Below are 15,657 nucleotides of genomic sequence, written 5' to 3'. Positions count from 1 at the left end.
TTTTTAAATATTTAGAGCACTATTTTTGCCGATACTTTCAGATAAACTTTGTAGAAGTTTTACCTGATAGGTTAATAATGATAGAAAAAAAGCAAGCTTCCAGGATTGGGGTTTGCTTTTTATTTTTACAGGCATTTTTTAAAAAATTTCACAATAAAAAAGGCTTCAGATGTTCTGAAGCCTTTTAAAAATTTTATAGATTTTGCTTAAAAGCCAATTGGTAATTCAATTTGTGTTTTATCCCATGCGGCAATTAAATTTGCGCCACTATCTTTTGCATTAAAGGTTACGGAAAAGTATTCAACAGGCTTACTTAAAGTTTTCGCCAATACATTAACCCGCACCACATCTTTTGTTTCGTCGTAACTAAAAGCGCCCCATTTGTCGGTTTGTTTGTTTACGATAATTGTCCAGTTATCTTTATTGGGTATTGCAAATAAACTATAAGTACCCGCTTTAATTTTCTTGCCGCCAATAGTAACTTTTTTAAAGAAACGAATTTCTGTACTCTCATTCGCGCCAAAACGCCAAACTTTTCCATACTGTTCTAAAACGCCAAATATTTCACGCCCTTTCTTCTGCGGACGAGAATAAATAACCTTAACAACGGGCAATGTAGCATCATCAGCTTTAACTTTAGCAGCATTAAGCGGATAGTAAACAACATCTGCCGGACTTGGATCTACAGCAGGAAATTTTACATCTGCATTTGATGCATCCTGAGCTTTTGCTGAAAAACAAAATAAAGCTAAAGCAACAATGAAAGTATTCTTCATGTGCTGAGTTTTTTGAAATTTAATAGATAACAGAAGGTTAATCGAATTAAATATCGATTTAGTATTTTCTGCCTTTAACAAGTGCGTTTAGAAATAAGCCTGCGCTTAATAATCCAAGTACGCCACCTAAAAGAGCAAAAATATAATTCTGAGTTATTATAGCTCCTGTTAAAATACCGAAGAATAAACCTAATGCGTAATAAAGCCAGTTAAAATTATTGCTGCTGTTTTCTTGTACACTCATTTTTTTAATATTTGAGGCAAAGTTAATATTTATTTTAAAATATACTTTGCGTTACTCGTTTAATGGTTTAATAATTTATCTATTCTAACCAAATCGTAGCCATATTGTTGTAAATAAGTTATTAACTCATCCAACCTATAGTAAAACTTATCCTTTCTTCGTGGGTCTGTACCAATGTGCAGGAGTAAGATAAATCCATTTAACCCATTTGGATTTGTTTCATTATATGTGTTAATCGATTTAAATATTTCTTCGCTTCCGCGATAAGCCTTTCCCAACTCGGGATAAGTATAATCTGCATTTGAACGAGTGCCAGAACTGAAGTTAATTAACTGTAGTTGGTGTTCACCGGTCCAATCGGCAATGCTTTGGTTATACCACTCATAAGGTGGCAGAAAATATTTGGCATCCATTTTACTTATACCAAAATGTTGCATTTCCTTATAATTGTTAAACAGGTCTTCATCAAACTGATGTTTTGCGACCAATAAACTATCTCTTTTTTGCCAATCGCAATACAATAAATGCTTGTCAGAATGTGCACCAAGGTAATGTCCGTTATTTTTCAGTTCCTTTATAATTCCATTAAACTGCTTGTTGCGATAAAAATTTCCGGTTAAAAAGAAAGATGCTTTAACATGTCTGTTTTTCAAAGTCTGGGAAATGGATTTCCCGCCATCTGCAAATTCATCACCAGTAAAAACCAAAGCAATCTTTTTCTTGGTGGTGTCGCCACGAATAATTGCACCCAGATAATTACTTTCGCCTCCTGTAACAGAGGCTTTTACTTTTTTGGCTTAGTTCCAGCCTCCTTTGCTGCAAGTAAGTAAATTAAAGATGCCGTTCCATCCATTGTTGGTTCGTTGGTGCTGTAATCGCCATAATCATCATGATAAACAGCCAAATCGCTTTGAAATTGTGCATATTCATCTTCTTTGGCTAACGTAATACCTATTAAACTTTTATAAATATTGGTGTAAACCGGCCCGTCAACCAAACCACCATCAATTGGATAATTTTTTAAATGTGTAAAAGCAGAATGTGGATCGGCGGGTGTATCGCCCGAAGTAGGTAAACCATAAACCATGCTCGTACCCCATGGGTTGCAGCCAAACAGCCAATCAAAGTTAGCTTGTTCTAACTCGCTAAATCTTTTATCGCCAGTTAAATTTGCATACCAGCCGCATTGAATTGCAAAAGAGACGGTTATATTATTGCTGCACCAAATAAACGGAACGCCACGATAGAAAGCATTTTGCTCAGCCCGTTTCCAAACTTCGTTTATTCCATTTTTATAATAATCTGCAACTTTTTGTTTTTCATCACCATTTAGTTGTTGGGCAAGTTCATAGTGGCCGATATTGATAAAAGGGTAATATTGATAGTGAGCAGCAGTATCTTTTTCCATCCATGGTGTAACCATTTCTTTTTCAGCGTAATTTAAAGCGGTTTTTAAGTTTCTTTTCACGTTTTTCGATAGATTGAAATTCATCGCGGCAGATGCCAGCTCCATATCATCAACCCAATTATCTTCAGCATAGATATATGGAGATTTAACAGAAACCGTTTGCGTAACGCCTGGCTTTTTCATCGCAAATTGCATCGCGGTACCTGCTTTTGCTTTTAGCTGATTTGCATACTCAACATCGATTTTATTAAATAATGATGCCCCTAAATTAAAGGCACTGCTAAACTTTGCGGCGGTAGAACTGGTGCCGGTTGTATTATTTAAGAATTTTCCGCGTTGTTGTGTTTCGCCTGAGATAAAATATAAAGGCCTTTCAAGTCCCTTACCGTATTGGTTATCTTCTTTAGGGATGCGCATAGTGAGGTGGTCGCGGTCATCCGCTAGCTGATTAAACATTATATTCTTTTTTGGATGCATTTTGAGCAACCAATCTAATCCCCATTTAGCTTCATCCAAAACATCGGCTATACTATTTTTTCCATCTAAACCATTGGCTTGCTGCTTATCGCCAAAAACTTCGGGATAATCCCGATAGGCCATCAGCAAATGATAGGTTGCGTTTGCAGAAGTAGTAGAATACTGCAGATAATCGCTGGCATCATGCCATCCACCCGATGCATCAAAATGGGTGCTGTCTTTTATACCAGCTTTAGCACCATACAACACAAAACCATCATGGGTATGGCAGCTATCTTTTAAATATGGATTGAAGCCGCTCCTTTGCTGTCGCATATAGCGCAGACAAAAATCGGCAGCGCCTTTGTAAATCTCATTGTTTATAAGCAAATCAGGCGAGGTTATATTGTTTACACGAATCAAAAAACTTCCTTGTGCTTTAAAATCCGAAAAATTTAATCTGGCAGTTTTATTAAACGGACCATAAGCGCCAAAGCTCTTTATGTTTTTAGATGTGTAAACAACTTTTCCGGTTGATTTTTCAATAATTTCAAAAGATGATGGTATGATATTTTCTTTACTTGCCCAAACGGCCACCTTAATTGCCTCCGTAGTGTAGCCCAACAAATTTATTCTAATCCAGCTTTGCTGTTTTCTTTTAGCAGTGTTTTTAAATGCTAATAAATAAGCTGATAAGAGAAAAATAGCACTTAAGATGGCTAGCCTGTTCTTCATTTTAATTTTTTTTCCGTCTAAAATTAAGCTTTTATCAAGATAATGTAAAAGATGTATCATTTCATTTGGAAATTAATCAATCGTTTGATTAATTTTGTGCCATCTAATAAAGAAATGAAAACAGAAAAAGTAGACAAAAGGCAAGCCATTTTAGAAGCAGCAGAAAAGTTGTTTTGCGAAACCGGTTATGAGGGAACTTCTACCAGGCAGATATCAAAGGAATCTGGTGCCAACATGGCGATGATTAATTATTACTTCGGGTCGAAAGAAGGGGTTTTTGTAGAAATTATGAATAACCGAATAGCGGGATTTGCATCTCAATTGCGAATTATCAATGAAGATAAAATTTCATCTCTGCAAAAATTACACAAAGTGATTGAGGGTTATGCGAATAGAATATTCTCCAATATTGCCTTCCATAAGATGATGCATCGAGAACTTTCGCTAACGCAAAGACCCGAGATGTATGATAAAATTAAAAATGCCATGAGCCATAACATGCTGATTTTAGACAGAATCATCATTGATGGGATTGAAGATGGCAGCTTTAGTAACGTGGATGTAAGAATGGTTATTTCGACAATTATGGGTACGCTAACCAATGTGGTAATAGCGCCTCATAAAATTTCACAGGGCGAGGTAATAGATTTAAGCAACCCAAAAGACAATAAAATGATTAAAGAGCGAGCCATCGCCCATTTACAAAATCTTGTAACCGTTTATTTAACAGCAAAAAAATGATACCCAAATCAATAAGATTAATGCTGGTGGCATCATTAGTTCCTGCGGCTTTGTTTGCGCAAAGCACAAAAGAACTAAGCATAAACCAGGCAATTGAACTTGGCATAGCCAATAGTAAAAACCTAAAATTATCACAAAACAAAATACAGCAAGCAGAGGCGCAGCTAGCCGTTGTAAAAGACAATGTACTTCCAACTGCTAATGCTAGCTTTATATACAATCACGCAGAAATACCTACCAGCACTTTTACCTTACCGGGTGGCGGCTCATCTTTACAATTACCACGCAGAGCGGATGCTTTTGTAGGTACCGCAGCCGTGCAAGAATTGGTTTATGGCGGTGGGAAATTAAAATACGCAAAAGAATCGACGAAATTACTAGCTGATGTGGCTCGCCTAGATGCAGACAAAAGCAAGGAAGAAATCACTTATGCGGTAATCAGCACATATTATGCTTTATATAAAGTAGAGCAAAGCAAAAAAGTGGTTGGCCAGAATTTAGAATCGATTGCTGCCCAGATTAAACAAGCACAGCGCTTCTTTGAACAAGGCATTGTTACCAAAAATGATGTGCTTCGCTTCCAATTGCAACAGGCAAACGTAACGCTAACCCAATTGGATATAGAAAGCAATCGCAAAGTGATTAATTACAACCTCGATATCCTTTTAGGCTTACCAGAAGATACAGAAGTTAAAATTACAGATCCAAGCATAGGTTTAAAATCAGCAGCTTCTTTAAATGAATATATTGGTTTGGCCATGGCAAATCGCCAGGAATTGAAACAATTAGATGTTCAGAACAAAGTTGCAGATTATAACATAAAAACCGTTAAAGCGAATACTTTGCCAACGGTTGGTGTGGGTGCAAATCTTTACTACATTAACCCAAGTGGTAGGTTCATTCCGCCGGTAAACCAATATTTAATGCCAATAACTTTAGGTGCAACGGTAAGCTGGAATATTGGCAACCTTTGGACCAATAAAAATAAAGTTAACGAAGCAAAAATTCAACAAAGTGAAATCAGCTTGCAAAAAGATATTTTATCTGATAATGTAAAAACTGATATCAATAAAAACTTTCAGAATTATCAGGTAGCGATTAATAAAATCCAGGTATTAGAAACATCGATTGCTCAGGCTACCGAAAATGATAAATTATTGGCATCCAAGTATAAAAATAATGTGGCATCTGTAACCGATAGAATAGATGCTGAAACCTTATTATATCAAGCAAAAATTAATTTAGAAATAGCAAAGGCTGATGCAGGCTTGGCTTACTATACATTATTAAAATCAACAGGAAAAATAACGCAATAAATACAGCAATGACAACTGAAAATAAAAAGAAGAGCAAAGTAGTACCCATCATTTTAGGTGTTTTACTTGTAATAGGTATCGTTTTTGGTATCACAGAGTGGAATTATTTTAGTAAACATGTAGATACAGATGATGCCCAGATTGATGGCGACATCAGCCCTGTTGTTGCTCGTGTTGGTGGCTACGTACAAGACATCAGTTTTGAAGAAAACACCCATGTAAACGAAGGACAGGTTTTGGTTAAACTTGATGATAGTGATTACAAAGTAAAATTAGAGCAAGCTGAATCGGGACAAAAAGGTGCAAGCGCCGGAGTTGGTGTGGCACAATCGCAAATTGCAGCTACGCAAGCAAATACCGGTACGGCCAGAGCAAATGTAGAAGCGGCGAAATCAAACGTTGCAGCAGCAAATGTGAAAGTAAATTTAGCACAGAAAGATTATGCCCGCTATGAAAACCTGGTAAAAGATGGTTCAATTACGCAACAAGCTTTCGACCAGGCAAAAGCAACAAAAGAATCTGCAGAAGCAGCAAGACAATCTGCTATTGCAGCTTATCAGGCCGCTCAAGACCAGTATAATGCCGCTGTTAAACAAGTTGGAACAACTCAATCGCAATTGGCTGTTAGCAGTAATGTAATTAGCCAACGCCAAAGTGATATCGATTTTGCTAAGCTTCAATTATCATACACAAATATTAAAGCTCCGGCTTCTGGTATTGTTTCTAAAAAGAATGTGCAAAAAGGCCAATTGGTGCAAGCTGGTCAATCCTTATTTTCTGTAGTAAATGATGGCAGCATTTATGTAACTGCTAATTTTAAAGAAACTCAGTTAGAGAAAATTAAAACCGGTTCTAAAGTAGAAATCGAAGTTGATGCCTATCCAGAGGAAAAAATCCAAGGAGAAGTTTACAACTTTTCGCCAATTACTGGTGCAAAAGGGTCTTTATTACCTCCGGATAATGCTACAGGTAACTTCGTTAAAGTTGTTCAACGTATTCCGGTAAAAATCAAAATTCATCCATCAAAAGAATTGTTAGCTAAGTTACGCCCTGGAATGAGCGTGAAAGCTTCCGTTTCTACTAATTAATAACAAAATGGCCGAAGTAGGTTTAAAAAAGTGGATTATTACTTTTACGGTGATCACAGCTTCTCTTTTGGAGCTTATTGATACAACCATCGTGAACGTAGCAATCCCTCAAATACAGGGAAACCTGGGCGCTACCCTCGAGGATATCGCCTGGTTATCTACTGGATATGCCGTTGCGAACGTAATCATCCTACCGATGTCTGGATGGTTGGGTAGTCGTTTCGGGCGAAAAAATTATTTTTTAACTTCTATCATTGTTTTTACCCTGGTTTCATTCTTATGTGGTAATGCTACATCGCTAAATGAATTAATTCTATTCAGGATTTTACAGGGTGTAGCTGGTGGTGGATTAATTTCTACAGCGCAAGCCATTTTAATTGAAACCTGGCCTCGCGAAGATGTTGGTATTGCCACCGCCCTATTCGGTTTAGGTGCAGTTGTTGGCCCAACGGTTGGCCCAACTATAGGTGGTTACATTTTAGAAATTGCCGATTGGCCTTGGATTTTCTACGTGAATATTCCCGTCGGGATACTCGCAGCCTATTGTACCTACACATTTATTCGGGAAACGCCAAAAGACGGACAGGGAAAACCTGTTGACTGGTGGGGAATAGCTTTACTGGCGATTGCAGTAGGTAGCTTACAAACGGTATTGGAAAAAGGCGAAAGCGAAGATTGGTTTTCTACACCATACATAACAGCCCTTGCTGTTGTATCTGTTTTCGGTTTGCTTTTGTTTATCTGGCGAGAAACTGCAACCGACCATCCAATCGTAAATCTTCGTATTATGAAAAAAAGAAGCTTCTCCATCGGGATGTTTACCTCTTTCATATTAGGTTTTGGTTTATATGGTTCGGTTTTCGTGTTCCCGGTTTTTGCGCAAAATTTGTTAGGCTTTACACCATTACAAACCGGAAAGCTATTCATTGCCGGAGGTATTTGTACAATAGCAATGATGCCCTTTATTGGAATTATGCTTAAGAAAGGTGTTCCGGCTCAGTTTATGGCAACCGGAGGTATGTTTTTATTCTTTGTTTTCTGTTGGATGTTGAGCAAATCCACTTTAGCTTCGGGTACAGGAGATTTTTTCTGGCCGCTCGTAATCAGGGGTTTTGGTATGGCTTTATTATTTGTTCCGTTAACAACGCTTGCCATGCAAGATTTGTCGGGGCCAGAGATTGGTCAGGGTTCGGGGCTAAACAACATGAGCCGTCAATTAGGTGGTTCTTTCGGTATTGCTGCATTAACAACCTTAATTCATATACGTTCGGGTTTTCACAGAAGTAATCTGCTTACCAATGTTAATGAATACAACCCAGCTTTTACACAGAAATTAAATGCGCTGGTAAATGGCTTCATGGCAAAAGGCGCATCATTTCTTGATGCCAAGTTGATGGCCATGAAAGCCATTGAAGGAACAGTAATAAAACAAACCATGTTGCTTACTTATAATGATGCTTATTGGGTTGCAGGATTAATTATGTTGTTCTCCATTCCGCTTTTGTATTTGCAAAAATTTAAGAAAAATGCAAACATTGTAACTGATGCGCACTAGGGGCCTCACCTTATCAATGTTTGTGGTAAGGCGAATTTTAAGCACTCCCTCTCTAGGTGGAGAGGAATTTATCAAATAAAAAGAGCCTCCCTATCAAAGTTTGTGGCAAGGCGAATTTCAAGCACTCCCTCTCCAGGTGGAGAGGGATTTATCAGATACTGGTTTTATCTTAATTGGTTAAAACAGCCTACCATAACCTATTAAACATAAATATACTTCTGCCTTGAAGTCCTCCCTTCCGGGGAGGATTTAGGTGGGGCTAATGTGGCTTAAGCCTCACCCTATCAATGTTTGTGGTAAGGCTAACTTCAAGCTTTCCCTCTCCAGGTGGAGAGGGATTTATCAGATAGTGGGTTTAACCTAATAGGTTAAAAAAGCCTACCCAAACCATAACCCATTAAACATAAATATACTTCTGACTTAAAGTCCTCCCTTCCGGGGAGGATTTAGATGGGGCTAAATGGGGCTTAAGCCTCACCCAATCAAAGTTTGTGGCAAGGCGAATTTTAAGCACTCCCTCACCCGGTGAAGAGGAATTTATTAGATAGTGGGTTTAACCTAATAGGTTATAAAGCCTGACCAAAACCATAACCCATTGAACATAAAGATACTTCTGCCTTGAAGTCCTCCCTTCCGGGGAGGATTTAGGTGGGGCTAATGGGGTTTAAGCATCACCCTTTCAATGTTTATGGTAAGGCTAACTTCAAGCACTCCCTCTCCAGGTGGAGAGGGATTTAGCAGATAGTGGGTTTAACCTAATGGGTTATAAAGTCTGACCAAACCCATAACCCATTAAACATAAATATACTTCTGCTTTGAAGTCCTCCCTTCCGGGGAGGATTTAGGTGGGGCTAAATGCGGCTTAAGCCTCACCCTATCAATGTTTCTGGTAAGGCGAATTATGAGCGCTCCCTCTCCAGACTGAGAGGGATTTATCAGATAGTGGGTTTAACCTAATGGGTTATAAAGCCTGACCAAACCCATAACCCATTAAATATAAATATACTTCTGCTTTAAAGTCCTCCCTTCCGGGGAGGATTTAGGTGGGGCTAAATCTCTCCAGGCGAAGAGGGATTTATCAGATACTGGGTTAAACCTAATGGGTTAAAAAGCCCTACCAAACCCATAATCTTTTAAACATAAATATACTTCTGACTTAAAGTCCTCCCTTCCGGGGAGGATTTAGGTGGGGCTCAGTGAGCCTAAATAAAAACAGCCGGTGTATTTTATTACATCGGCTGTTTTAACCCAAAAAATTAACAATCAATGCAACGCCCTTAAACATTGCACATGTTCTTATTAAACTACCAAGTAGCCAAATAAGATTTTAAAATTAAAATTTATTATACAATTATCCAAATTGTAAGCCTTAGAATTTTAATACCTTATGCATTTTTTGTAGTATTACCATGTACAAAACAATTGCTAAAGTTATGCCTAAACTTCGTTTAACAACACAGCGTGAATCCATTTTCAATAATGAGGTAATCTCAAAATTTGAACTTTACAATAGCCTGTTTTTAACCTTGCCATTCTATAAAATTAAAGATACTGGTACCTTATTGCCTTTATTTTTTAAAAGCTGTGAAGATGGCATTGCAAACGGACAGAAGCCTGCTCAAATTATTGAAGAATTTTTCGCCAAGTTTACCAGCTATACAGAGCGAAAAGATATCATTGATTTACTATTCCGCTTTATTCAATACATAGAGCGCCAGGTTGTTCTTTTTGATGCTGTTGAAGATGCCTCTTTTACGAAGCTAAACACTACAGATGAGCAAAGTACATTAGCATTTATCTTAAAAAAGAATGCTGATAATAAACCAATGCTAGCTAAAATCGAAAAGCTAATTGATGAACTTTCGCTTCGCTTAGTATTAACCGCCCACCCAACACAATTTTATCCGGGCAGTGTATTGGCTATTATTACCGATTTAACCAAAGCCATCAGAGATAATGACATCATTTCGATGAATTCCTTATTGCAGCAATTGGGTAAAACGCCATTTTTTAATAAAAAATCGCCAACACCGGTTGATGAAGCTTTGAATTTAGCATGGTTTTTAGAAAACACTTTCTACTTCGCTGCGGCAAATATCCAAGAGGAAATAGACCAAAACCTTGATGAATATAATTTAGAAACCAAAAAGATTTTAGAGTTGGGCTTTTGGCCGGGTGGCGATAGAGACGGAAATCCAAACATTCACGCAGATACAACTTTAGAAGTTTCTAAAATGTTGCGCCAAATTCTCTTCCGTTGTTACTATCGTGATTTTAGGGTAATTAAACGCCGCATTACCTTTAGAGGGGTAGAAGAAAACATTGCTAAACTACATGATGTACTTTATAAAAATGCTTTCGACCAAACCTGTGAGCTTCATGACATTTCTGATGAACTAAGGGAAAACCTGAATCAGATTAAAGAAACCCTACTAAAAGAACATGATGGTTTATTTGTTGATTTAGTCAATGATTTGATACGTAAAATCGATCTTTATGGTAACTATTTCGCTTCATTAGATATTCGCCAGGATAGCCGTGTTTTGAGAAGTGTACATGCTTATTGCCGTCAAAATAAACCTATATCTTCCTTATATCCCGAAAACTACGATAAACTATCAGAAGCTGAAAAACTAAAACTAATTTCATTTAAAGAAGCAACACCTGTTTATGTAACTGAAGCTGATGCTTTGATTGAAGATACCATTCAAACCATTAAAGAAATTAAAGGCATCCAGAAACGTAATGGCGAAAAGGCATGCCATAGATTTATTATTAGTAATTGTCAACAAGCCAGCGATATTTTACAACTTATTGAGCTTTTCCTTTGGAATGGATGGAGTAAAGAATCACTAACAATAGATTTTGTGCCGCTTTTTGAAACTGTTAACGATTTGAAAGGCGCCGGAGCAATAATGGATACACTTTATAGCAATCCTTTCTACAAAACGCATTTGGCTAATCGTGGCAACAAGCAAGATATTATGTTGGGCTATTCAGACAGTACAAAAGATGGCGGATACTTAATGGCAAACTGGTCAATCTTTAATGGTAAAACCTCACTATCAGAGATTTCTAAGAAACACAACATACAGCTTGCGTTTTTTGATGGCAGAGGCGGCCCTCCTGCTCGCGGTGGTGGTAAAACCCACCGTTTTTATGCTTCAATGGGTAAAGAAATTGCTAATAAAAACATACAATTAACCGTTCAGGGTCAAACCATTAGTTCGCAATATGGTTCGGTAGAAAGTGCTGAATTTAATATAGAACAACTTATTAATGCGGGTATTTCATCTGGTTTAAAGGAAAAGCATAATGTGCTTTTAGACCCCGAAAACAAGACTTTACTTGATGAAATGGCAGAAGATGGTTACAAAGCTTTTGTCGATTTGAGAGAACACCCTTTGTTTGTAAGCTACTTAGAAAAACTTTCCCCTCTTAAATTACTGTCGCAGGCAAATATTAGCAGCCGACCGGTAAAAAGAAATGGAGGCGGAGAAATGAAGCTTGAAGATTTAAGGGCTATTAGTTTTGTAACCGCATGGAGCATGCTAAAACAAAATGTACCTGGTTTTTATGGCATGGGTACTGCAATGAAAAATCAGGAAAAAGCCGGCAACTGGGATAAAGTGGTTAAAGCTTATGAAGCATCTGACTATTTAAAAACCATTGTAGATAATTGTATGATGAGTATGAGTAAATCAGACTTTGTGATTACGGCTCATTTGGCAAACGATAAAGAGTTTGGTGCATTTTGGACCCAATTACACGATGAATTTGAATTAACGAAGGCAATGCTTTTAAAACTTTCAGGACAAGAGGTTTTAATGGCAAACTATCCGGTTGATAAAAAATCTATTGCTACACGTGAAAAAATTATTTTGCCTTTAGTTTTAATTCAGCATTTTGCTTTAGAGAAATTACAACATGACCAAAACGAAGTAGACCAAAACGCTTTAGAAAAATTAGCCGTTAGAACAGTATTCGGAATTGTTAATGCAGGTAGAAATCTAGCTTAATATCATTCAATTCTTATTATTAACGAAGCAATAAAAGGTTATATAGAATAGCCTAAAATTGCTTCGTTTTTTTTGTAAAAAATTGATTGACAGTTGTTTAATCTTTTGTAAAGCAATATTAGCAACAACTTTATTGCCAGTAGGGCACTCGTTCCAATTCCCGATGAAACCTGTAGGTTAGCAGAAGTAATAAATTCCAGCAGGACCTAAATCGGAATATTTTCACTAAATCCCGTTTACACACTCCATTTTTTTGCTGCTATTGGCGCTTGCCGGGCAACAAGCCAAACCCAAAAACCGGATACTTTGTAATTAAACCCGATTGCCGGGGAAACCAAAAGCTTTTTCTGCTTTTGTTGTAGCAAAAAGCCTGCCTGCGGTAGGCAGGCGGGGCTGTTGTATCCTGTTATCACAGAAAATTGCTTTTCTAATTATTTTTTTTCTTTGGTTTCGTCTAATAATTACTGGCGTTCGTCTATAATATATCCAAGCTGGTATAATACAGCCATTTCTTGTGCAACGTTTTTGCGCATGTGCAGTCTTATATACAAAACAACAACAAAAAGATTTAAGAAATTTAAAATATACAGTCATGAAAAATTCTATCAAAAATTTATTCGCAGCAGCTTTAACAACTTTGGTTTTAGGTTCTGTAAGTGTAGCAGCAAATGCAACAGAAAATACAAACAGTTATACCAATTTAACTGCAGTAAAAAATATCAGCAAAATTAAAATCAGTGGAAATGTGAAATTGATTTTAGTACAGGACGCTAAAGAGAGTGTTGAGGTTTATGATAATTATTACACTAAAAATGCACTTGTACAACAGCAAAATGGCGAGTTAAGAATTAGTTCGTTTAATGCTGAGGCTTTAACCGTTATTGCACACGTAAATAATATTACAGACATCGAAGCATCTAATAATGCATCCGTTAAAACTTCGGGTAATTTTAACCTTTTAAACCTTACTGTGGTTTTAAATGATAAAGCCACTGCAGATATTACAGCGAACACCATTAGTTTAAACACAAATGTGAATGGCAGCAGCAAGCTTAATTTAAGCGGAAATACAGATAGTTACAATGCTGTTTTAAGTTCATCGGCAAAGGTTGGCATGAACGATTTTACAGCAACGGATAGCAATGTGAGTACTGCTCTAATTGTTATTTATAATGCGAACCGTTTTAATGATGTAAAGTTAGAGTTATTGGAAACAATAATCTAAATAGAAGATAAGTTTAGTTTTAGTTAATGATAGAAGCAGCGGCGGAGCGATTCCTCCGCTGTTTTGTTTTTAAGGTTTTTAACAATCAATATTATGCAATATTTAGCGGCATTGTAAGGCATTATAAATACAATTTATTGTCTCAAATATTTTATCCGTACTTTTGTTGCAATTTTCCTTTATAAATTCGAAACACAAAGAAATTGAGCACACTAATTGCGGCAGAAGGTTTGGGTCATGGCTACCATGATGAATGGCTATTTAAAAATTTAACCCTAGGAATTAATTCCGGACAGCGGGTAGCGCTTGTTGGAATTAATGGTGCGGGTAAAAGCACACTTTTAAAATTATTAGCCGAAAGGTTTCCTCCGCTCGAAGGAAAAATTGTAAAAAATAAATCTGTTAAAATCGGTTTCTTAGATCAGGAACCTCAGTTTACTGAAGGATTTTCTATTAGCGATCATATATTTTCTTTAGAGAATAAGCAACAGCAGTTGATTAAGGAATATGAAGAATTAATCGAAAATCCTAACCCTGACGAAAAAACGCTTAACCGTTTATATGAAGAACTAAGCGAACACAATGCCTGGGAATATGAGCATGAGATAAAAACCATTTTGAACAGAATGGGCATTACTCATTTGCAACAAAAAATATCTACCCTTTCTGGCGGACAAAAGAAACGTTTGGCTCTAGCCAAATTATTAATAGAAGATCCAGAAATTTTAGTTTTGGATGAGCCGACCAACCATTTAGATATTGATACGATTGAATGGTTAGAAAAACTTTTAACCACCGGACAGAAAACAATTTTATTGGTTACTCATGATAGATATTTCTTAGATAATGTTTGCAATACAATTGTAGAATTAGATGGCGGAAAGATTTTTAACTATAATGGAAATTACGCATACTTCTTAGAGAAGAAGGCTGAAAGAGAGGCTTCTGATGCAACCGTTTTACACAAGAACCAACAGCTATTAAAGAAAGAGTTGGAGTGGATGAGGCGTATGCCACAAGCTCGTGCGACTAAATCTAACGCCAGAATAAATGCATTTTATGATTTAGAGGAAAAAACAAAGAAAAAGTCTGATAATCAAAGTGTTACGTTAAAAATGAAGATGTCTCGCCAAGGCGGTAAGATTATTGAACTTGAAAACATAGCAAAAGCTTTTGATGGCCGCCAGATTATAAATGATTTCAGTTACACCTTTAAAAAAGGCGATAGAATTGGCTTAGCCGGTAAAAACGGAACAGGCAAATCCACGCTGTTAAACATTATTACTAACCAACTTCAGCCAGATGCCGGTAAAGTGGATATTGGTGAAACCACCGTTTTCGGATATTACAAACAAGGCGGATTAACATTTGATCCGAAAGAAAGAGTAATTGATATTGTTAAATCAGATGCCGAATATATTAAAATGGCAGATGGTTCTGTAATTACTGCTTCTGCCCTACTTACTCTTTTTCTTTTCCCTCCAAAGAAACAACATGGCATGGTAGAAAAATTAAGTGGTGGTGAAAAGAAGCGATTAAACTTGATGAAGGTTTTAATGCAAAACCCAAACTTCTTAATTTTGGATGAGCCAACCAACGATTTAGACATTGATACACTTAATGTATTAGAAGAATTTTTAGAGAATTTCCCTGGTATTTTGATGCTTGTTTCTCACGATAGATATTTATTAGATAAGATGAGCGATCAGCTTTTTATAATGGAAGGCGAAGGTGTTGTGAAAATATATAACGGTAATTATTCTGAATATAGATTGAGTTTAGAACAACCTAAAAAAACAGAAATTAAAAAGCCTGTTGAACCTGTTCTTGATATTGTAAATACAAAAAGCACTAAAAAACTAAGTTATAAGGAGCAGAAAGAGCTTGAAGAAAGCGAACAAAGCATAGAGCAAGCAGAAGCCAAAATAGCTGAGCTAACTGCAAAATTACTTACTATCGATGCTGCAGATTATAAAAAAATACAGGAAGTTTCAGAGGAGATAGAAAAGCAAAAAGCACTTTTAGATGAATACACTTTGAGGTGGTTAGAGTTATCTGAAAATTAATAATAGCTAATTTATGTAAATGTTTCAC

At 36.7% G+C, this 15,657-nt stretch carries 11 protein-coding genes; 7 read left to right on the top strand and 4 right to left on the bottom strand.

Going from position 1 to position 15,657, the window contains the following annotated elements; genetic code table 11:
• Window positions 1-206: 206 nt before the first annotated feature.
• From LUA86_RS00580 to LUA86_RS00565, 4 genes are all read right to left on the bottom strand, one after another.
• The gene (locus LUA86_RS00580) at window positions 207-776 is read right to left on the bottom strand and encodes a DUF2911 domain-containing protein (protein WP_231458601.1); all 570 of its coding nucleotides are present in this window, start codon (window positions 774-776) and stop codon (window positions 207-209) included.
• 58 nt (window positions 777-834) lie between these two features.
• Window positions 835-1,020 (bottom strand): hypothetical protein, encoded by a 186-nt coding sequence (locus tag LUA86_RS00575; protein ID WP_231458600.1) that lies wholly within the window; start codon window positions 1,018-1,020, stop codon window positions 835-837.
• 59 nt (window positions 1,021-1,079) lie between these two features.
• Entirely contained in the window at window positions 1,080-1,727 is a 648-nt protein-coding gene (locus tag LUA86_RS00570) for a polysaccharide deacetylase family protein (protein ID WP_231458599.1), read from the bottom strand.
• Between the two features lie 77 nt (window positions 1,728-1,804).
• A complete protein-coding gene (locus tag LUA86_RS00565; protein WP_231458598.1) occupies window positions 1,805-3,679 on the bottom strand; it encodes a glycoside hydrolase family 9 protein in 1,875 nt (624 codons plus the stop codon).
• Between the two features lie 54 nt (window positions 3,680-3,733).
• On the opposite strand from LUA86_RS00565, the gene LUA86_RS00560 reads away from it, so the two are divergent.
• The 7 genes from LUA86_RS00560 (at window position 3,734) to LUA86_RS00530 (ending at window position 15,629) form a co-directional block, all read left to right on the top strand.
• A complete protein-coding gene (locus tag LUA86_RS00560) occupies window positions 3,734-4,360 on the top strand; it encodes a TetR/AcrR family transcriptional regulator (protein WP_231458597.1) in 627 nt (208 codons plus the stop codon).
• Window positions 4,357-5,676: a TolC family protein gene (locus LUA86_RS00555; protein WP_231458596.1), complete on the top strand. Its 1,320-nt coding sequence runs from the start codon at window positions 4,357-4,359 to the stop codon at window positions 5,674-5,676. Before LUA86_RS00560 ends, LUA86_RS00555 begins: the two co-directional genes overlap by 4 nt.
• Window positions 5,677-5,684: 8 nt before the next feature.
• Window positions 5,685-6,764 carry an HlyD family secretion protein gene (locus LUA86_RS00550; protein WP_231458595.1) on the top strand — a complete coding sequence of 360 codons (1,080 nt, stop codon included), beginning with the start codon at window positions 5,685-5,687 and terminating at the stop codon, window positions 6,762-6,764.
• A 7-nt stretch (window positions 6,765-6,771) separates the two neighbouring features.
• The gene (locus LUA86_RS00545; RefSeq protein WP_231458594.1) at window positions 6,772-8,319 is read left to right on the top strand and encodes a DHA2 family efflux MFS transporter permease subunit; all 1,548 of its coding nucleotides are present in this window, start codon (window positions 6,772-6,774) and stop codon (window positions 8,317-8,319) included.
• Between the two features lie 1,409 nt (window positions 8,320-9,728).
• Window positions 9,729-12,338 (top strand): phosphoenolpyruvate carboxylase, encoded by a 2,610-nt coding sequence (locus LUA86_RS00540; RefSeq protein WP_231458593.1) that lies wholly within the window; start codon window positions 9,729-9,731, stop codon window positions 12,336-12,338.
• Between the two features lie 592 nt (window positions 12,339-12,930).
• Window positions 12,931-13,563, top strand: a complete 633-nt coding sequence (locus LUA86_RS00535; protein ID WP_231458592.1) for a GIN domain-containing protein — start codon at window positions 12,931-12,933, stop codon at window positions 13,561-13,563.
• A gap of 203 nt (window positions 13,564-13,766) precedes the next feature.
• On the top strand, window positions 13,767-15,629 hold the full coding sequence (locus LUA86_RS00530) for an ABC-F family ATP-binding cassette domain-containing protein (RefSeq protein WP_231458591.1): 1,863 nt from the start codon (window positions 13,767-13,769) through the stop codon (window positions 15,627-15,629).
• Window positions 15,630-15,657 lie beyond the last annotated feature (28 nt).

This window comes from Pedobacter sp. Leaf132 (genome assembly GCF_920984695.1).
Lineage (GTDB): Bacteria > Bacteroidota > Bacteroidia > Sphingobacteriales > Sphingobacteriaceae > Pedobacter.
This window is presented reverse-complemented; position numbering and strand designations above follow the sequence as displayed.

Coding starts and splice junctions, on each gene's coding strand:
- LUA86_RS00580 (WP_231458601.1), bottom strand. CDS start 776: ATGAAGAATACTTTCATTGTTGCTTTAGCTTTATTTTGTTTTTCAGCA.
- LUA86_RS00575 (WP_231458600.1), bottom strand. CDS start 1,020: ATGAGTGTACAAGAAAACAGCAGCAATAATTTTAACTGGCTTTATTAC.
- LUA86_RS00565 (WP_231458598.1), bottom strand. CDS start 3,679: ATGATACATCTTTTACATTATCTTGATAAAAGCTTAATTTTAGACGGA.
- LUA86_RS00560 (WP_231458597.1), top strand. CDS start 3,734: ATGAAAACAGAAAAAGTAGACAAAAGGCAAGCCATTTTAGAAGCAGCA.
- LUA86_RS00555 (WP_231458596.1), top strand. CDS start 4,357: ATGATACCCAAATCAATAAGATTAATGCTGGTGGCATCATTAGTTCCT.
- LUA86_RS00550 (WP_231458595.1), top strand. CDS start 5,685: ATGACAACTGAAAATAAAAAGAAGAGCAAAGTAGTACCCATCATTTTA.
- LUA86_RS00545 (WP_231458594.1), top strand. CDS start 6,772: ATGGCCGAAGTAGGTTTAAAAAAGTGGATTATTACTTTTACGGTGATC.
- LUA86_RS00540 (WP_231458593.1), top strand. CDS start 9,729: ATGTACAAAACAATTGCTAAAGTTATGCCTAAACTTCGTTTAACAACA.
- LUA86_RS00535 (WP_231458592.1), top strand. CDS start 12,931: ATGAAAAATTCTATCAAAAATTTATTCGCAGCAGCTTTAACAACTTTG.